General features: G+C 45.4%; 14 protein-coding genes. 10 read left to right on the forward strand and 4 right to left on the reverse strand.

What is annotated here, in order from left to right:
• Positions 1–30: 30 nt before the first annotated feature.
• Together queA and AAAT93_RS01980 are read left to right on the forward strand one after the other, a co-directional pair.
• On the forward strand, positions 31–1,056 hold the full coding sequence (gene queA, locus AAAT93_RS01975) for a tRNA preQ1(34) S-adenosylmethionine ribosyltransferase-isomerase QueA (RefSeq protein WP_118546298.1): 1,026 nt from the start codon (positions 31–33) through the stop codon (positions 1,054–1,056).
• 89 nt (positions 1,057–1,145) lie between these two features.
• Positions 1,146–2,987 carry a glycerophosphodiester phosphodiesterase family protein gene (locus tag AAAT93_RS01980; protein ID WP_021986203.1) on the forward strand — a complete coding sequence of 614 codons (1,842 nt, stop codon included), beginning with the start codon at positions 1,146–1,148 and terminating at the stop codon, positions 2,985–2,987.
• A 62-nt stretch (positions 2,988–3,049) separates the two neighbouring features.
• Here AAAT93_RS01980 and AAAT93_RS01985 read toward each other — a convergent pair whose 3' ends face one another.
• Positions 3,050–4,297, reverse strand: a complete 1,248-nt coding sequence (locus AAAT93_RS01985) for a M18 family aminopeptidase (RefSeq protein ID WP_255669834.1) — start codon at positions 4,295–4,297, stop codon at positions 3,050–3,052.
• Positions 4,298–4,608: 311 nt separating this feature from the next.
• On the opposite strand from AAAT93_RS01985, the gene AAAT93_RS01990 reads away from it, so the two are divergent.
• Positions 4,609–5,637, forward strand: coding sequence for a DNA/RNA non-specific endonuclease (locus AAAT93_RS01990; RefSeq protein ID WP_227573555.1), 1,029 nt, complete (start codon positions 4,609–4,611; stop codon positions 5,635–5,637).
• 254 nt (positions 5,638–5,891) lie between these two features.
• Positions 5,892–7,172 (forward strand): 3-phosphoshikimate 1-carboxyvinyltransferase, encoded by a 1,281-nt coding sequence (gene aroA / locus AAAT93_RS01995; RefSeq protein ID WP_021986200.1) that lies wholly within the window; start codon positions 5,892–5,894, stop codon positions 7,170–7,172.
• A 232-nt stretch (positions 7,173–7,404) separates the two neighbouring features.
• Here aroA and AAAT93_RS02000 read toward each other — a convergent pair whose 3' ends face one another.
• Positions 7,405–7,758, reverse strand: a complete 354-nt coding sequence (locus AAAT93_RS02000; RefSeq protein WP_021986199.1) for a hypothetical protein — start codon at positions 7,756–7,758, stop codon at positions 7,405–7,407.
• A gap of 187 nt (positions 7,759–7,945) precedes the next feature.
• On the opposite strand from AAAT93_RS02000, the gene AAAT93_RS02005 reads away from it, so the two are divergent.
• From AAAT93_RS02005 to AAAT93_RS02025, 5 genes are all read left to right on the forward strand, one after another.
• Complete coding sequence (locus AAAT93_RS02005) at positions 7,946–8,158, forward strand: hypothetical protein (RefSeq protein WP_021986198.1); 213 nt, start codon at positions 7,946–7,948, stop codon at positions 8,156–8,158.
• Positions 8,142–9,962 (forward strand): MutS-related protein, encoded by a 1,821-nt coding sequence (locus AAAT93_RS02010; protein ID WP_227573556.1) that lies wholly within the window; start codon positions 8,142–8,144, stop codon positions 9,960–9,962. The genes AAAT93_RS02005 and AAAT93_RS02010 overlap by 17 nt, the downstream gene beginning before the upstream one ends.
• A gap of 176 nt (positions 9,963–10,138) precedes the next feature.
• Complete coding sequence (locus tag AAAT93_RS02015; protein WP_021986196.1) at positions 10,139–12,226, forward strand: hypothetical protein; 2,088 nt, start codon at positions 10,139–10,141, stop codon at positions 12,224–12,226.
• Between the two features lie 171 nt (positions 12,227–12,397).
• Positions 12,398–14,215: an excinuclease ABC subunit UvrC gene (gene uvrC, locus AAAT93_RS02020; RefSeq protein WP_227573562.1), complete on the forward strand. Its 1,818-nt coding sequence runs from the start codon at positions 12,398–12,400 to the stop codon at positions 14,213–14,215.
• A 53-nt stretch (positions 14,216–14,268) separates the two neighbouring features.
• Positions 14,269–14,781, forward strand: a complete 513-nt coding sequence (locus AAAT93_RS02025) for a YqeG family HAD IIIA-type phosphatase (protein WP_021986194.1) — start codon at positions 14,269–14,271, stop codon at positions 14,779–14,781.
• A 79-nt stretch (positions 14,782–14,860) separates the two neighbouring features.
• On the opposite strand, the gene rpsT is transcribed toward AAAT93_RS02025, so the two are convergent.
• Together rpsT and AAAT93_RS02035 are read right to left on the reverse strand one after the other, a co-directional pair.
• Positions 14,861–15,124 (reverse strand): 30S ribosomal protein S20, encoded by a 264-nt coding sequence (gene rpsT, locus AAAT93_RS02030; RefSeq protein ID WP_021986193.1) that lies wholly within the window; start codon positions 15,122–15,124, stop codon positions 14,861–14,863.
• Between the two features lie 202 nt (positions 15,125–15,326).
• Positions 15,327–19,226: an EAL domain-containing protein gene (locus AAAT93_RS02035; RefSeq protein WP_227573557.1), complete on the reverse strand. Its 3,900-nt coding sequence runs from the start codon at positions 19,224–19,226 to the stop codon at positions 15,327–15,329.
• Positions 19,227–19,434: 208 nt separating this feature from the next.
• Between AAAT93_RS02035 and AAAT93_RS02040 the strand changes: the two genes are divergently transcribed.
• Positions 19,435–20,088 carry a DUF1461 domain-containing protein gene (locus AAAT93_RS02040; RefSeq protein WP_227573558.1) on the forward strand — a complete coding sequence of 218 codons (654 nt, stop codon included), beginning with the start codon at positions 19,435–19,437 and terminating at the stop codon, positions 20,086–20,088.
• The last annotated feature ends 2 nt before the right edge of the window (positions 20,089–20,090 follow it).

The following is a 20,090-nucleotide window of genomic DNA, read 5'->3' on the forward strand; positions in this document are numbered from 1 at the left end:
AATTTTATGGAGCAGATAAATATGAACGAAATGAAATTAAGTGATTTTAATTATGAATTGCCACAGGAGCTGATCGCACAGGATCCGCTCCTGAAGCGAAGCGATTCCCGGCTTATGGTGTTGAACCGTGCGACTGGAGGAATCGAACACCGACATTTCTCGGATGTGATCGAATACTTAAATCCGGGTGATTGTCTGGTTATCAATGATACAAAGGTCATTCCAGCCAGACTGATTGGCGTCAAGGAAGATACAGGGGCATCCATTGAGGTGCTGCTGTTGAAGCGCCACGATGATAAGGTCTGGGAGACGCTGGTAAAGCCGGGGAAAAAGGCACGTGTAGGTGCGCGTATTTCCTTTGGTGAAGGCAAATTGGTCGGCGAGGTCATCGACATTGTTGAAGAGGGCAATCGTCTGATCCGTTTTGAATACGAAGGAATCTTTGAGGAAGTGTTGGATGAGCTTGGACAGATGCCGCTTCCACCGTATATTACACACCGTCTGGAGGACAAGGATCGTTATCAGACGGTCTATGCAACACATACCGGTTCGGCAGCAGCACCGACGGCAGGCTTGCATTTTACGAAGGAACTTCTGGCGCAGATCAAAGAGAAGGGCATCAAGATTGCAAGAGTGACCTTGCATGTCGGACTTGGTACGTTCCGTCCGGTGAAGGTGGAGAATATTTTAGAACATCATATGCATAGTGAGTTCTATGTGATTGATGAGGAAGCTGCCAATACGATCAATGAGACGAAGGCAAATGGTGGCAAGATCGTATCGGTTGGTACCACGAGCACGCGTACGCTCGAGACGGTTGCAGATGAGAACGGACATGTGCGTGCCTGCAGTGGATGGACGGATATCTTTATCTATCCGGGATATAAATTCAAGGTGGTTGACCGCCTGATTACGAATTTCCACTTGCCGGAATCCACATTGTTGATGCTGGTTTCTGCATTGTATGACCGCGAGAAGATTCTTGAAGCATATAAGATTGCGGTGGAGGAGAAGTACAGATTCTTCTCATTTGGAGATGCTATGTTGATTTTATAAAATTGGAGAATGGCGTTGATAAGAAAATAGAATACGATATATGATGGTATAATCGTATAAAGATTAACAAAGAAATGGAGGAAAAAGTTATGAGTCGTTTGAAGCAGGCAGTGAAGATGCTACGGTATAACTTTTCCTCCATTGCTTTTTTTGAGATAGTTTACCGGGTATTGTCATTGGCAATTCTGACACCGGCAATGTATGGACTGCTGAATGTGTCAATGGATATCGCAGGCGTTTCGTATCTGTCATCCGGAACGATCTACCGGTATATGCGGTCGCCGATTACCTATGTGGCATTCCTGCTGATTTTGATTCTGATCGCATTTTTCCTACTGATTAATCTGTCGGGAATTATTTACAGTATGGAAGCGTCGGTGCGGCGCGAGAAGCTGAATCCGATGGATATTTTGCTGCATGGAATCGGAAATGCCTGCCGGAGTCTGACACCGAAGAATCTGCTCACACTTGGTTATGTATTGTTTGTTCTGCCATTCACATATTCGCTGACATTGTCAGGCACGTTGCTCGGCTTGAAGCTGCCGGAATTTTTGACACATTTTCTGAAGAATTATAAGTTCGGAGTGATGGGGGGGCTTGCCATCTACCTTGTGCTCTGCCTGACCTTCTTCAAAGAAATTTTTACGCTCAACTATTTTGTCCTGTATAAGGTCAATTATAAGCAGGCACGCCGTATGAGTAAACAGGCGATGAAACGGCATGTATTACTTATGATGATCGGTGTCATTTCATTAAATCTGGCGATTGCCGTCATTGCGGTGCTGCTGGAAGGTGCATTTGCAGCGGGAATCTCGAAGGTTGTACTTAACCTGATTCCGAACAAAACGGTTGTGACAGTGATTGATACAATCTTCCGTGTCGCGACGGTGATTCTTTATGTGTTGATTGTCATAGTTGCAACGCCGCTGATTCATGCATATATCTGCGCACATTTCTATGAACGTGAAGGCGATATGGATTATGAGGAGTTCAAGAAACTCCATGTAAATAAGATTCAGGAGCGGGAGGAGAAGATTCTTCTGAGCCGTTCACGGAAGAAGCAGCGTACATTTTTGGCTTCTATTGTTGCGTTCGGTCTGATCCTGAATGGCTGTTATGTGTATCTGTCAACCAACAATTACATGTCCTTTCGTATTGCATATCCGACGAATGCATCGGTAACAGCGCATCGCGGGGATGCCGGAAATGCACCGGAGAATACAATGCCTGCATTTGAAAAGGCAGTGGAAGCAGGTGCGGATATTATTGAGTTGGATGTACGACAGACGGCGGATGGCGTGTATGTAATCATGCATGATGAAAGTCTGAACCGGACCGCGAATGTCAAGCGTAAGGTCGGTGAAGTGGATTATGATTATATCAGCAAGCTGGATGTCGGAAGCTCCTATGACCGGTCGTATGATGGCACGCGGATTCCGACGTTGGAGGAAGTGCTGATTTTTGCCAAGGAAAATGATGTATTCTTGAATATTGAGTTAAAACCGGCAGATACTGATCAGAATTATGTGCAGGGCATTGTGGATCTGTTGCATGAATATGATTTTGTGGATCAGTGCATGCTTGGCTCGCAGAGCGTCGCGGCGTTACGCGAGGCAAAGGAACTGGATCCGGATATCTCAACGCTCTATATTATGACGATGGCATTTGGCGATTTTGCAGGCATGCAGGGAATCGATGGATTCAGCATCAAACATACGTATATTAGTAACAACATGGTAAGTCGGATTCACGCAAAGGGAAAGAAGATTTATGCATGGACGGTAAACAATGAGTCGGACATCAAGGATCTGTTGCTACTGGATGTGGATGGAATCATCACGGATGATCCTGCCAATACAAAGGAAGTTATATCCAACGCAAATGATTCCATCATTGAAGATTGGATGAAACGGTTGATCTATAAATACTAGATTGAATGTAAAAACAGATTGATTGGAAATGAAAAGGCTGCCAGATGTGGCAGCCTTTTTTGCTATGGTGACGTGAAAAATGCAGTGATCAGATCAGCTAAAGCAGTGTAGTCATCCTTGTGCATCAGCTCGCTTGCAGAGTGCATGGCAAGAACCGGAATACCGATATCACACGCGCGCATTGGCAGGTAGGAGGATACGATCGGACCAAGCGTCTGCCCGCCCGGCATGCCGGAACGGTTGACGGTGCGCTGCAGGGCAATTCCATTTGTGTTGCACAGGTCAATGATGCAGGCACCAGCTTCACTGTCACATACATAACGTTGACTGGCACTTGATTTCAGGACAGCACCTTTTCCGAGCAGAACTGTATTGGTAATGTCGGATTTCTCGTTGTAATTTGGATGTGTGGCATGTGCGACGTCTACGGACAGATAAAATCCATCTTCAATCAGTGAAAGCTGGCTGCCTGCAGCCAGGCGTTTTACGATATCGGAGAGTAATGTGCTGTCAGCTCCCTGCTTGGAGCGGCTTCCGATTTCTTCATTATCAAAAAGTGCGCCGATGCAGAGTGTATTGGAAGGCTCTGCACTTGCCAGTCCTTCCAGGATGGCACAGACCGAAGAGATATTGTCGATACGCGGACTTGTCACAAATGCATCATTCATACCGACGGTCGTTGGTGCATCGCAGATGTACAGGTACAGATCGAAGTCTAAAATATCATCTGGAGAGATGTTTAGTTTTTCTGCCACATAAGAAAGCAGAAAATGGGAATCTGCTGCGGGCGCGACCATATCTACAATCGGAATCAGTTCCTTCTGTACATCCAGTTCTTCTTCTTTGCCGCCACGTTTCAGATGCGGAGCAAGGTTCGGGATGATAGCAACCGGTTTTTGGGAATCGAATAGACGGACTTCCGGGTGGAAGCTTGTGTCGCCCTTGAGGATAACTTTTCCTGCGAGTCCGAGCGGACGGTCAAACCATGTTTCCTTGATAAGTCCACCGTATGGTTCCACGTTTATTTGCAGATATCCCAGCTTTTTTAATTCCGGGTTCGGCTTTACCTTGAGCATCGGGAAATCCGTATGGGCGCAGGCGATGCGCACCTGTGTGCTCTGTGCGCCTTTGACGAACGGAATCACGATCGAAGAAAATGGGGCAAGGTAGTATCTGCCAGCGGCGAGCTCGGTGAGATTTTCCCGGTCGGATATCTGTGTGAAGTTATGCGCATCTAAATATTCTTTAGCAAGGGCGGCAACATGGAATTGGGTTTTGCCGTTCTGTAAGAAACGCAATAAAGTTTTCATGTGATGATCTCCTTTCGAAATCGTGTGGTTCATTTATGTAGTATAGAGAGTTCCTAGTGAGATTGCAAGGCTGGGAGGAAACTTTTGTTGGCGAAATGGGCGTAGAGAGGAAATTTCTGGGAAGAAAACCCACGCGGTGGGCGTGGGGAGCAGCAGAGAGCAGGAAAAGCCCAAGTATAGCTTGTGCATATGGAATAAGGAACGTATAATGGATGTAGTATTATATATGCAACATAAGATAAAACAGATTAGTGAAGAACATGCAATGAACATGGATAAGAACATGCAGTGAATATGGAGAGAAACAAGCAGTGAAAAAGATTATAATAACGCTGAAATATATGGTAGCTAGTTTGCTCATCGCGCTTTCGTTCGCGGGATGTGTAGCCGGGCAACCCGCCGCGGATGATTCGACCACGGCTGCCATAGAAGCGCAGGATATAACGGAGAATCCTGACGCGCGAGATAAAGACTCGCAGCCAGATGCACAATCGGAGAATGGGCTTCCGCGTGCAATCCAGACGGGAAATCCAGTTTCGCTTGCTGACATTCCGGCTTACGACGGAACGTCGTATATCCAGCTTGAGAATAATATGCCGGATTTTACAGAGGAAGAAAAGAAGAGTACGGAAGCGTTTGAACGATATAGTGATCTGGATTCGCTTGGACGCTGCGGGCAGGCGTATGCGAATATCTGCCCGGAATTACAGCCGACGGAAGAACGGGGCACAATCGGAAATGTTCGTCCAAGCGGCTGGCACACGGTGAAGTATAATGATCTGATCGACGGGAATTATCTCTACAATCGCTGCCATCTGATTGCGTACTGTCTTGCCGGTGAAAATGCAAATGAGAAGAACCTGATTACCGGGACAAGATACCTGAATGTGGATGGGATGCTTCCATTTGAGGAAAAGGTAGATGCATATGTAAAAGAGACTGGAAATCATGTGCTGTACCGGGTGACACCGATTTTTGAAGGGGATAATCTGGTTGCTTCCGGCGTGGAGATGGAAGGATGGTCTGTCGAGGATGAGGGAGCTGGAATTTGTTTTTATGTGTACTGCTATAATGTACAGCCGGGAATTGGGATCAACTATGCGGATGGAACAAGCTGGGAATCTGAAATACAGGAACAAACACCGAATTCAGAACTAATGGGGGACAATAAAAATGAAACGGCACAGACCTATATTTTGAACACAAACACGAAGAAGATTCATCGTCCGACTTGTTCGAGTGTCAGCCAGATGAAGGAGAAAAACAAGCAGACCTATGAGGGAACGGTGGAGGAGTTAGAAAACATGGGATATACCCCGTGTAAGAAATGTAATCCGTGATTGTAATCCGGCTTCCTATATGTGCATCGAGGCAAAATAACACGTAAATTAATATGCAAACAATCCGCGGATGTGTGTAAAACAATCCATAAATCGGTTGTTGCTGGAAATGAGCCGTGTTATAATGATGTAGATTTTTATGGCGAGACGTTCAGACTTGAAAATGAAAACAAAAACTGTGTACAGATACAGGATTTGAAAAGACTTAAATATGCGTATTACATAATATTAGACATGCAGAAAGAGAGAAGGTTATGAAATTATCAAGAGTTCATGGACTCTCCGGCGAAGTGACAGTACCAGGAGACAAGTCCATTTCCCACAGAAGTATTATGCTTGGCTCGATTGCGAAGGGCAACACGGAGGTAGAGGGATTCCTGCAAGGGGCTGACTGCCTGTCGTCGATTGCCTGCTTTCGTAAGATGGGTGTCGAGATCGAGAATAACGGAGACAAAGTATTGGTACATGGTCGTGGCCTGAGAGGCTTGAAAGCACCGGATTCGATTCTGGATGTTGGAAACAGCGGAACGACAACACGTCTGATGTCGGGAATCCTTGCGGCACAGCCATTTGTATCAACGGTCAATGGCGATGCGTCGATTCAGAAACGTCCGATGAAGCGGATTATCACGCCGCTTTCCCAGATGGGTGCAGATATTCGGAGCTTACGCGGAAATGACTGTACACCACTTGAGATTCATGGAACGAATTTGCATGGCATACATTATGATTCGCCGGTGGCTTCGGCACAGGTCAAATCAGCGATTCTGCTTGCAGGACTTTATGCGGATGGCGAGACATCTGTGACAGAACCAGAAGTAAGTCGGAACCATACGGAGCTGATGTTTGAAGAATTCGGCGTGGATATCCGTACAGAAGGAAAGAGCGTGTATGTAAAACCAGCAGACGAGCTGTATGCAAAGAAAGTAATTGTGCCTGGTGACATATCTTCGGCAACATATTTTCTGGTAGCGGCTGCGATTACACCGAACAGCTGTGTAACGGTGAAAAATGTAGGCATCAATCCGACACGAGATGGTATCCTGCGTGTGCTTTCGGATATGGGAGCGGATGTGACAGTTGAGAAGACATCTGGCGAGATCGGAGAGCCGACTGCTGATGTGACAGTTCGCACCTCGGATCTGAAAGGCTGTGTTGTTGGCGGAGAAGTGATTCCAACTCTGATTGACGAGATCCCGGCGATTGCGATTCTTGCCTGCTTTGCAGATGGTGAGACAATCATCAAAGATGCGGCAGAATTGAAGGTAAAAGAATCCAACCGGATTGATGTGATGGTGGATAATCTGAAGAAGATGGGCGCAGATATCGAGGCGACCGAAGATGGTATGATCATCCGCGGTGGCAGACCGCTTCACGGCGCAGTGATCGACAGCCATTTGGATCACCGGGTTGCGATGAGCTTTGCGGTTGCTGCAATGAATGCAGAGGGCGAGACAGAAATCACCGGCGCTGAATGCGTGGATATTTCGTACCCGGGATTTTATGAAGACATGCGCAAGCTGGTGAAACTGTAGACCGGACAGCAAAATAGACAGATAGATCAAGTGTGCAAAGCCAATACATAACATGGATTTACGCTTTACAACTAAAATAAAAAGTTCGATGAAACATGAATCGTCTCATCGAACTTTTTGTTTGTTATGGCAACGAGGAAAATGCACGCATTTATGCGGTGCACTTTGACGACCGCTAATCAGAGCAAGATGCCGATTGCAGCATCCATACTATTTCCCGGATTCTCAGCAATTACTCCGCGTCAGCATCTTCAGCCTTTGCTTCTTCTACAGGCTCCTCAGCAGCTGCTTCCTCTGACTTCTCGGAATCATCTGGATTAATCGTCACGTAATCACGGTTTGCATCTTCCATCTCAAGATCGAGATCATCTGCAAACAGATCATCCTCTTCGATATCATCCTCGTTATCAAAGATCTTTGGCATTTTGTCCTTGATTGTTGTCTTTACTTTGTTGATCTTTTCATCAACGTTGTTATCCTGATATACCTTAGATTCTCTGATCTTGTCCTTGAACGCATAGCACAGACCACCAACTGCGGCTGCGGCAACTGAAAATTTTACGACACCTTTAAAAAACTTACCCATGTCTGAATCTCCTTTTCCATAATTATCTATATTTTACCACGATTATATAAAGACTATTCTAATACATGCAATAATAAAAAGCAAATGAAAATCTGTGGTTCACAGAAAGTTTAGAATTATTTCTTTGCCTTGCACTGTGGGATATGGTAGACTAGATTGTAGTAAAAAGACCGGAGGGTAATATAAAATGAAGAATTTAAAAGAATCCGAGAAGAATTTCCTTACCTGTGCGATTTTGATTGCGCTTGTTGGAATAGCATTGGTTTTCTTAGACCAAACTACATTAGGAATCCTGAGCATCATTGCGGCAGGCGTGTTTGTAGCAATCTTTTTCAAGATGGTAATCACGAGAAAAAAAGAGGAAAAAGAGGAAGAAAAAGGGCATGATGACAGTAAATGAGAATCGAAAGCAGTTTGAACAGTGGACGCTGGATTATCAGAACCAAAAGGAACGGGCGGACCGGTTATTCAGCCGGATTTCCACGTTTCGTATCCTGACATTTTTAATCGGTGCGGCGGGCTTGATCATTGGAATTACTGAAAAAGAAAAATCATATGCGACGCTTCTGGTGATCGCCGGTGTGTTGTTCCTGATCGGCTTTGTAGCACTTGTGAAATGGCATAGTGTTGTAGCGGAACGACAGGAGATGCTTACAGAAAAATGGGAGGTCTGCCGGCGGTATTGCAATCGTTTTACCGATGGATGGCGGAAGTTTGAAGAGAAAGGAACTGTGTATCTGCGCGAGGACGATTGTGTTGCCGCAGATATTGATCTGCTTGGAGAGAATTCTCTGTATCAGATGATTTCTGTCTGTCATACAGAGAAGGGAAAACAGACATTTGCAGACCATCTCACAACGCGGTATATCGAGGAAGCGGAGCGGGAGCAGCGACATGCTGCAATCAAAGAGCTTTCGGGGAAACCGGAATTTGCCGTAGAGTTTGAGACAGCCGGACGCAGGATGGAAGCGGAAAAAGAAAAGTTTGACGCGGAAGCGTTTGAAGATTTCTGCGGGGACGTGGCACAGGGCAAGCTCCCGGCATTTGCACATGTATTGCGTTTTTTGTTGCCGGTTTGTGAGATTGCGAGTCTGGTATTGTTCCTGACTGGCACGATTTCCTATGGATATCCACTTGCTGGATTTCTGGCATTGCTTGTCATTTCGTGGCTGACCAAGTTCATGACGGACGGTATCATTCAGCCGGTTTATTATGCAAGTACCGTGAGCGGAGAATACGAAGTGATGCTCTCCTTGGTCGCAGAACAGGCATTTCAGAGCGAAGTCCTTGCCAGGATGCAGCAGCGCGCAGGCGGGGCGACCGGAGCGGTCCGGGCATATCATAAGCTAAAAGCAATCAGCCAGGCATATAATATTTCCTTCAATCCATTGGTACACCAGATCTTATGTGGACTTCTTTTGTGGGACTATCAGCTTGCAGCGGTTGTTTCCCGGTGGAAGAAAACATATGGAACGCAGGTTGCTGGATGCTCGGATATGATTGCGGAGCTGGAAGATCTGATGAGCTTTTCTGTGCTGGGAATGGTACGGGAGACTGGAGAAGGGCAGATTGATTATACGGAGACAGAGGTGCATCTGGAGGGAACGAATCTGTATCACCCATTGCTGTTGCCAGATCAGGCACAGGGCAACGATGTAACACTTGGCTCTGGTATCACGATTATCACGGGATCAAATATGTCTGGAAAGACAACCTTTTTAAGAACGGTTGCCATCAATCTGGTACTTGCTTATCTTGGTGCACCAGTCTGTGCAGAAACATTGAAGGCATCTTATATGCGCATCTTTACATCTATGCGGGTAAAGGACGATGTGGCGCATGGTATCTCCACTTTCTATGCGGAGATTCTACGCATCAAGGAGATGGCTGTCTACCGCAAAGAGGAAAAACCAATGCTCTGTCTGATCGATGAGATCTTCAAGGGAACCAATTCCGCAGACCGTATCGTCGGTGCGAAGGAGGTTATCACGAAGCTCGCAGGCAGCCGTTGCATGACGGTTGTTTCTACACATGATTTTGAGCTTTGCAGCATTACAGATAAGAACCAGACACCGGCGGTAAACTATCATTTTCAGGAATATTATGAGGGAGATGAGCTGCGGTTTGACTATAAGATCCGCGATGGCAGATGTACAACGACAAATGCGCGGGCAATCCTTCGGATGGCAGGCTTTGAGGTCTGATGATTTGTGAAATATTGTACAATTTTGATAAAAAATAGGTTTCCATTTGTCGAAAACGCTTTGTCAATTATGCACAATGCCAATTATGAATTATTGACAAATCGAAGGTTGACTTTGCCTCGTATTTTGTTATAAAATCGAAGTAGTGAAATTTAATTACAAGGGGGTATATGGCAATGGCATTACCAGCAAATATTACCGCAGAATCAGACAGCAATGTCCTTACAATTGCGGCATCAAATAACAAAGGACTGTTGATTCGTTTCCTGAATGAGCAGGTAGAAGATGGATTTTATGCATTGGTTATTGACTATTTAAAGGATAGTAATTTTGACCTCAAGAATATGATGGTTGATGACGATGTAAAGACACAGTGTACAAAGCTTTACGAGTTGGGTGAGTTCGTAGACACCAACATCAAGGCGACAGGACGTTATGAGATTGAAGAGTGGATTGAACCATTATTCAAGTTTGTATATGGCGATATCGATCCGTTGGATGTGGATGCTCCAATCAGCACATCCGGTATTTATCGTTACAGCATCTGGCTGATCTATCTGTATCAGAGAGAGTGCTTCGGTGATGCGATGCGTCTGATCGGTGAGCGTATTGCACCATTGCTGATCAATCTGAGCTATCAGATTTTAGAGGATGATGACAGACCGAAGAACTTTGATAAGGCAATTATGGGTTATCTCGATCTGATCAACGTTATCATGGAGATGGGACTTCCGGCGGACAATGCAAATTCGGATGCATATATGAACAATCTGGAAGTATTGTTTGATTATGTAGTAGAAGACCCACATGTAGGAAATGATTATAAGATTCAGTTCTCAATCGGACTGTTCAACGCATATATTCACAACAAGGAATACAACAAGGCATTTGAGTTTTATGGATTGAATGCAGAGTATATTCCAATCGACAATATGTCAGTCTATGAGAGCTTCAAGGAATTGATCCGCAACACGAATTCGGCAGCCGATACAACAGTGCTGAGCAGAAGTGTGATCAATGCAATCTCTAAGCAGGAGATCTATAACAAGCGTATTGATACACTGATCGCAGAGGTATCTTCCTTTGTAAGAAAGGTATATCTCTATATCGAGAACGAGCCAAATATGAAGAAAAATCTGCAGATTCTTGGCGCAGGTGCTTCCTTAAGTGACAAGCACAATATCTTCGAAGGCTTGTACGAGTATAACCTGGTGTTCTATGAGTGTGGAATCAAGGATCTGGTAAATCAGGACAATTCCAACAAGTCATGGGAAGAAAAGTACGAGATTCTCGATTTACTCTATACAACGTTGAATGTTATCTTTGATGGCTACAATGTATATGAGATCTCAAACAAGATTGAGCATCAGTATGTAGAGCTTACATGGATTGGAAATTATGTTAACGCGAATCCTTCTCTGCTCAAGCTGTTCTTCAGTGTAAAGGAGAAGATTAAGGCGTTTAAGGTTCGTAAGAATTCTATCCTTGAGAAGTCTAAGACAAACTACGAGATCAAGCAGATGATTGATGATCGCCAGAAGGCACTCGTATTTATGACAGCAGAGGATATGATCTGCAACGGTTTGAACAGTGGTAGAATCAATATTATTAATAATAACTATGATCCAAAGGTAGCTGAAAAGCAGTTGATTAAGACCTACGCAGAGATTGTAGTTCCTGCAAAGTACAAGAAGGCAGAGGCACCACAGTCTGGCGGTAAGTTCTTTGGTAAGAATTCTGGACCTGCGATGGATCCAGATCTGCAGAAGCTGTTGTCTGACACAAAGATAGAGGAGATGCTCCTGAAGTCTGAGTGGCTGTGGAACCAGTATGAGGACAAGGGAAATGATCAGCAGACACCAGAGGAAGCTACATACAGTGTTGTATGCCTGATCAAGGTAGTAGAAAAGCTCCTTGACAGAAAGGGTGGAAGCTCTTCTCGTTCAGAATCCTCTCCGAACAAGAAGGTTATCATCACAAAGACTGGTAAGGTTATCGAGTTATCTGATGAGGGTGCACAGACACAGAACAATAATACAACACTTCAGCCAACCGTGATCGAGAACCTGAACAACATCATCGTGACATTGAAGGACAAGTCCGATGCAAATGTAAAGTATGTACAGGCGTATGTAAATGACTGGTTGAATTCCGTTGTAGATGCAAAGCTGGATAAGAACTCTATGCTGCAGTTATATGAAGCAGAAGAGCTTCGTAACAAGACATTGACGGTGATCAAGAAGCTTCGTGCAGATCTTTTATAATCAGACCACAAAAAACCTTTATTATAAAGTGGGAGGTATCTTACGGATACCTCCTAATTTTATTCTGAATACCTGCAAAGAACAGGAGTCAATCGAAACATGGCAGAGAAGAGACAACGAATCAATGTGAATATTTATCGTGCCAGCCACAACGCGGAGGAAAGTCAGTATATATTCGACGTGGAGGAGGAACTGAAAAAGCTTCCGAAAAGTCCGGGTGTCTATATCATGCACAGCAAGAATGATGATATCCTTTATGTGGGAAAGGCAGTGAGTCTGCACAGCCGGGTGCGGCAGTATTTTCAGACCGGACATGGACACGGAGGATCTGCAAAGATTGCCAAAATGGTGTCGCAGATCGCGTATTTTGAATATATCGTGACAAGCTCTGAGATGGAAGCACTTGTGCTGGAATGCAATCTGATCAAAGAGTACCGCCCGAAGTATAACACGATGATGACGGATGACAAAGGTTATCCGTATATCCGCGTGACGGTGGAGGAAGCTTTCCCACGGTTTTTATACAGCCATTCTATGAAGCGGGATCATTCCAAATATTTCGGACCATACACCAATGCACGGGCAGTCAAGGATATCCTGGAATTGATCAATAAGCTCTATCATCTGCGTACATGCAACCGCAGACTGCCGCAGGATATCGGCAAGGATCGCCCATGCCTGTATTACCAGATCGGGCAGTGTAAGGCACCTTGCAATGGGAAGATCAGTCAGGAGGATTACGGCAGACAGGTGCAGGCGGCGTTGTCGTTCCTGAATGGAAATTACAAGGAGATATTGACGGAACTTCAGGAGCAGATGCGGGCGCAGGCGGAAGAAATGGAGTTTGAGAAAGCGGCTGAGACGCGGGATCTGATCGAGAGTATCCGGCATATCGAGGATAAGCAGCAGATGAATAAGGCGTCTGGTGAAGATCGGGATGTTATCGCGTGTGCATCGAACGACAAGGATATTGTCGTGACCGTATTCTTCGTGCGGGATGGTAAACTGCTTGGACGGGAAAATCATCATATGAATGGCAACAGCAAGGAACGGTTGTCAGAGGTGCTGGCGGCATTTATCAAGCAGTTTTATTCGGGGACACCGTATCTGCCGAGAGAGATTCTGGTTCCGGAAGTGCCGGAGGAACAGCAAATCTTAGAGGCGTATTTGAGTGAACGGCGCGAATCGAAGGTGCAGATTGTTGTGCCGCAGAAGGGAGACAAGAAAAAGATCTTGGATCTGGCGGCAGAAAATGCGAGATTGGTACTAGCGCAGGATATGGAACGTGTGAAGCGGCAGGAGAAGCGGACAATCGGAGCGGCAAATGAGATTGCGGAGCTTCTTGGAATTCCGTCGGCGAACCGGATGGAGGCGTTTGATATCTCCAATATCTCTGGCGTATTGTCAGTGGCGTCGATGGTTGTGTTTGAACAGGGAAAGCCGAAGAAGAATGCGTATCGTAAATTCCGGCTGCGGACGGTAACGGGTCCGGATGATTATGCATCCATGAAGGAAGTGCTGTCGAGACGATTCACAGATGAGAAGATGGATGTTTTGCCAGATGTCATTATGATGGATGGTGGTAAAGGACAGGTAAACGTTGCATTGATGGTATTGGATAGCCTGGGGCTTGACATTCCAGTGTGTGGTATGGTAAAAGATGATAACCACAGAACAAGAGGCTTGTATTATAATAATGTGGAAGTGAAGTTCCCGAAGGGCAGTGAAGCGATGTTGATGGTGACGGCACTGCAGGATGAAGCGCACCGCTTCGCGATAGAATATCACCGGCAGCTCCGCAGCAAAAATCAGGTACATTCCGTGCTCGATGAGATACCGGGGGTAGGTGAGAATCGGCGGAAGCAGCTGCTCAAATATTTCGGTGAGATACGGAAGATCAGGGAAGCGACAATCAGCGAGCTTGCAGAAGTGCCGGGAATTCCAGAGTCCGTTGCGAAGAATGTGTATGAATTTTTTCATGCGGAATAAACTGTCTAACCGGTATTAGAAAACAGACGAATAAAGACTTAGGAGAACACGATATGTTTCAGAGATTTTTTCCAAACGAATATTACGACAGTACCTATCATATTGATTTTCAGGCATTCTATGACAAAGGATACCGCGCGGTACTGTTCGATGTTGACAATACACTGGTGGAACATGATGCACCTGCCAATGCGCGTGCAAAGGCATTGATACAGAAATTAAAGGATATGGGATATGGTGTCTGCTTCGTGTCAAATAACGATGAGGAACGTGTAAAATCCTTCAATGAACAGGTTGGAGCAACTTATGTATATAAGGCAGGAAAACCGTCAGCCAGAGGATATGTGCAGGCAATGCAGAAGCTTGGTACTGACCGGACGAATACGTTGTTTGTCGGAGACCAGATCTTTACTGATATCTGGGGTGCAAACAATGCGCAACTTTACAGCATCTTAGTACAGCCGATTGCAAAGCACGAGGAGATTCAGATTGTGTTAAAACGAATCCCGGAAAAATGGGTGTTGCACAGCTATCTGAAGAAACATACATTGCAGACAGGAAAGTAAAAAAGAAAACACACGAAAAAGAAAAAGACGCGGAAAGCGTCTTTTTCTTTGGGTTAAAATATATTTATCAATAAAATAATTAAGCAAGCTTGTTAACAGCAAGTGTTAAACGGGAAATCTTTCTTGAAGCGTTGTTCTTGTGGTAGATTCCCTTTGAAGCAGCCTTGCTGATCTCGGATGTAGCAACCTGAAGTGCAGCTTCTGCAGCAGCCTTATCGTTTGCCTCGATAGCAGCCTCAACCTTCTTAACTAAAGTCTTAATCTTAGACTTGATCATTTTGTTTCTTAAAGTCTTTGTCTCGATAACAAGAATTCTCTTCTTTGCGGATTTGATATTAGCCAAACCTGACACCTCCATAAAATATTATAATAGTTTAAGTTTATATAATTATCACTTTGGTCAAGACACGAACAATCCGTCCACACCACTAGACAGATTGGACCAGTGAAAATTTCTAATTGTGTTCACACACAAACCATAGAATAGCAAAAAGCCATTTTTCTGTCAATACTTTTTGATGAAAAAACCCGTAAAAACCTAAATTTTAGCTTGCAGAATAGTCCTGGATCATCTTATCGTAATCTGCGATTGGCATAGGTTTTGCAAACAGGAAGCCCTGACCGATTTCACAGTTGATGGAACTGAGCATTTCCAGCTGTTCGACAGTCTCGATGCCTTCGCTGACAACGCGGATATCGAGGGTGTGTGCCATCTCGATGATACTGCGCAGGATGCTGATTGCATTTTTGTCGTTTGTCGTTGACCGGGACAAGAAATCATGGTCAAGCTTGATGACATCGATCGGCAGATCCTTGAGCAGTGTAAGGGAAGAGTAGCCAGTTCCAAAATCGTCCATGTTGATGATGAAATCCATCGATTTCAGCTTGTTCAACACATCAATCATCTGTGAGTAATTCTCAGAGAAAATACTCTCGGTGATTTCGAATTCCAGATAATGATGTGGAATGTAGTACTTCTCGACGATCTCCTGTACCTTCGACAGGAAGTCCGGATGCGCCAGCGTTACCCGTGACAGGTTCACGGAGAACGGAATGACGTAGATGTCGGAATCGAGATACCGGCGGATGGACTTACAAGCCTGCTCGAGCATGAAACAGTCAATCTGATAGATGAAACCGTTCTTCTCGAAGGATGGGATAAAGGCTGCCGGTTCCAAAAATCCCTTGGAAGGAGATAACCAGCGCACCAGAAGTTCCCCACCGATCAGGCTCTTCGATGCAATATCGTACTTTGGCTGTACATATGCACAGAATTCGTTGTTCTCAAGGGCACCGTGGATGCTGTTCTCAAGCTGTGCATCGTTCAATACCTTCTTGTGGTACTCGTCATCATAGAATGCATACGATACGCCGGTTGAAGCATCGATGGACTTGCCAGCCATCATTGCACGGTCGACTAAGCGGTTGATGCTGTAGCTGTGCATTGTTTCGTCGATAATCAGAATTCCGGTCGTGAAGTCTACGACGAACCGATCCTGAATGGCAAGGCATGCATCATGCACCTCTGCCTTGATGTTGTTGAAGATGGACATAAACTGATCTTCTGCCTTGTAGTGGATCAGCATGATGTAAGTATCGCTGATGACACGGGCAAATGTCTCACCTTCCTGCATATATTTGTTCAATACATCTGCGACTGCCTTGAGCGTCTGATCGCCCACATTATGACCATAGGTTTCGTTGATGTATTTGAAGTTCTTGATGTTAAAGTAGAACATAACATAATCGGTGTCCGGGTTGTCGTTTAAGATTGCCTGTGCATCGACCTTGAACTTCTCGAAGTTTCCATATCCGGTTACAATATCGCGGTAAGAAGCCTCGGCAATGCGCTTTTCGATGTTGATGTTCTGCTCGAGTTCCTTGCGGAGCTGTTCTGCCTTTGTCTCCTTGTGTGCGGAGGTTGAAATCAAAAATGTATGGCTGCCGGAACTCCAGTTGATCGTTGTCATATGGACGTCCAGCGGCTCGTCGAGCGTGCGATTGTGCTTGATGCAGCCAACAGTCGGATTACTGTCAGAGATCTTATGTACAGGACAATCACGGCAAGGCCCGCTTTCCTGCTGCAGGCAGGCGTAGCATTTGCTGTTTAAAGCAAGTTTTGGGAAATATTCCCGCGCACATTCGTTGAAATACATGACGTCGTAGGAATCCTTGTCGACAACGACCATCGGATTCTGTACGAGATCAAACGCCTTGATCGTGTCATCTCGCAACAATGACATCGAGCGGTTTGCCTGTTTTGTCTTGATCGCTTCTCCGAACAGGCGGAAGATCTGCTTAAATGCGGTCAATGTCTGCGCGTTCCATGTGACGTCTTTGTCCATGGAATAGAAGCTGATAAAGCCAATCCGTTTGCCGTTTGTATTGATATCGCACTGCATGAGCTTGCGGATGCCTTCCGCATACGGGTTCATGCTTGCGGTGTTTGTCTTGATCAAAGATGTATCGGAGGAATAGGTAATGCCGTCCGTTCCCATCGCAGATAATTCCTCCAGAATCGCAGCAGGCGTATGCTGGCGGAGCGTCATATCGTTGTTGATTCCCTTTTTGCACCATTGATGCGTACAGTCAACGAAGCTCTTGTTGTAGCTGTATTCCCAGATGCTGATCTTGTCGATGGCGTAGTGCTCGCCTACGATTGCCATTGCCTGTTCGATCGCAGTGTAGGTGTTGGTGCTGGCAAACAGTGTAGAAAGCAGGGAATCCAGAAGAGCAGAGGTTCCTGTTTCTTTTGCTGTCGGCTCGGAACGATCATTTTCGTACTTCCCACGTTCCATATCATCGGCATAGAAGAAGTAGCCGTTTTTGCCGTTTAACTTCGCCTGATACAGGGCAGTATCTGCATTTTCCAGCAGGACGTTATATGGAATCTGCTGGTTCGTTGCGGCGATACCGATACTGAGTGTGACCTTGCAATCGTGCTGGTACAGCTCACGCAGACGATCGGCGATCATAACGGCTTTTTCGCTTGCAAGCTGGGTATCTAACACATTGGATAAAAATACGCAGAATTCGTCGCCGCCGAGACGCCCGGCAATGCCGTAATCGCCTTTGAATTCCTGCAGCGCCTTTGCAATGTCGACGATGACTTCGTCACCCTTCAAATGTCCAAATGTATCATTGATCTTCTTGAAATCATCAATATCGACCAACATCAGAACCTGATAGCTGTTTCCGTTTAGTTCACGCAGGGATGCTTGAATTTTGCTCTCGGTTGTCGCCTTGTTGTAAAGTCCGGTCATCTGATCGGTCTCTGCACGGATCAGCAGCTTTTGCTGTTCCACCTTCTGGGCATGGATATTCCGGAGCAGACCAACGACACGAAGCGGCGTTCCCTCCTCGTCGTAGATGGTGGAGAATGTGGAGAAGTACCACTGGAAACCACCATTTTTCGTATTTAATTTGAACTCTGTCGAATGATATTCTGTGCCGGCTTTTGCCAGATAAAACAGCTCCTCGATCGCGGACTGTGTATCGTAAGAGACGAGTCCCATCTTGAGCATATTTTCGGTCGGGTTCTCAATCACAGATTCACCTTCAAAGATATGGTTGAACTTCTCGGCAAAGGTGATCGTATCGGTTGCAATATCATATTCGTAAGGAAGTTCCTCAGAGATATCAGAGATGATCAGATATTTCTGCTCTTCAAGCATTGCCTTTGTCTCTGCAATCTTCAGACTTGTAATATCTGACATAACGAGGTTTACAACCGGGAAGCCTTGTTCCTCGGAACCGGAGCGGGCGATGACTGCATTGACCCATTTGATATTGCCATCCGCACACTGGATACGGAAGTTCATGATCTTGGAATTCTCCTCGTTTTCCGTCAGGTCAGCGAGTGCGTCAATCACAAGCGCCAGATCCTCACTCAATACGAGCTGCAGTGTGCTCTTGCCGAACTTCTCCTTGTAATCATGCTCAGAGTAGCCGCACATATCATAAAAGAAATTATTTGCCCATAAAAGAGAGAGATTGTTGTCGAGCAGATGCTTGCTCACGCCGCTCGGAACGGTATTTGCGAAAATCTCCAGATCGGTCTTGGCACGGACGGTCTCGTTCGCTGCATTTTCCAGATTCGTGATATCGGTAAAAACGCACTGTAATACGTCACGACCATCGTTCAAAGAAAATGCCTGTCCGTTGCAAAGCACCGTCAGAACCGTACCGCTCTTTGTCACGATCCGATGCTGGATACTGATCAGATTCGAGATACTTAACTGATAGTTCATGGAGGCGATCACTTCTGTGAAGTCCTCCACATATAACAGATTATCCAGGGTACAGATCTTCTTGGACAATTCACGCGGAGAGTATCCGGTCATTGTACAAAGCCCCTGGTCAAAGTCTAAAATATTGTATGGTGCATCTGTCTCCAAGACAAATGTAGCCACGTCATTTCCATTTACAAAATTGCTTGATGCCATTATCGCCCCACCACCTCATGCTGTATAAAAAAACTACTATTATTATAGAGGAAAACAGCATATGACGCAAGGCAAAAATGACGCAGAATTCCAGCGATATTGGACGCATTTATAAAATGGTTTCTTTACTTTGCAGGGCGGAAATGGTAAAATAAATAAGCTTATAGGTTTTTAAGATTTTACAGGAAAAAGATAGTAATCAATTATTATGAAAAGAGAAGAATATAGAAAGTTTCAATGGCTGGCGAGTGTCTGCATTGCGGTGTTTATTTTGAGCTTTGCTGTGTGCCTGCTGGCGTTTAACCGAAGTGTGTACCGGCTGTCTTCGACGGACTACCGTAACGGTGTGACCGTGGAGATCAGCAAGGCAGAGGCAGAGCTTTACTACGGACAGATTGCAGATTCGTATTGTCGTTTTTTTACAGGAAAATACAGGATTGCAGGATATGAATTATCGGACGAAAATGTGCATCAGCTGAACCGATTGAAAGGGTATTACCGGTTCGCATGGATTTTATCCCTTGCATCGCTGGTTGGGATGATATACAGTTTTCGCAGGCTTTGGCGCAGGCGGGAGACGATGCCGTGTTTTTATGGAAGTGCAGGCGGCGCGTGTCTGGTGGCGCTTTTGATGCTGCGGATCGTGACATCAAAAAGAGAGGTCTATGCAGGACTTCGGAATATGATATTCCGTGGCGATTATGGTTATTTTTCTTCCGGAGATGTGCTGTGTAAGATTCTGCCGGAAACCTTTGCAAGGAATCTGGCGTTGCTATATCTTGGCATAGTTGCAGCGGAGATTTTTGTGTTTGTGATGATTCGTGTGTGTGTCCGTCTGGCGGGGCGGCCACACCGGTTTTAGAT

Source organism: Coprococcus hominis (ex Arizal et al. 2022) (assembly GCF_040094675.1).
Taxonomy (GTDB): domain Bacteria; phylum Bacillota; class Clostridia; order Lachnospirales; family Lachnospiraceae; genus Coprococcus_C; species Coprococcus_C hominis.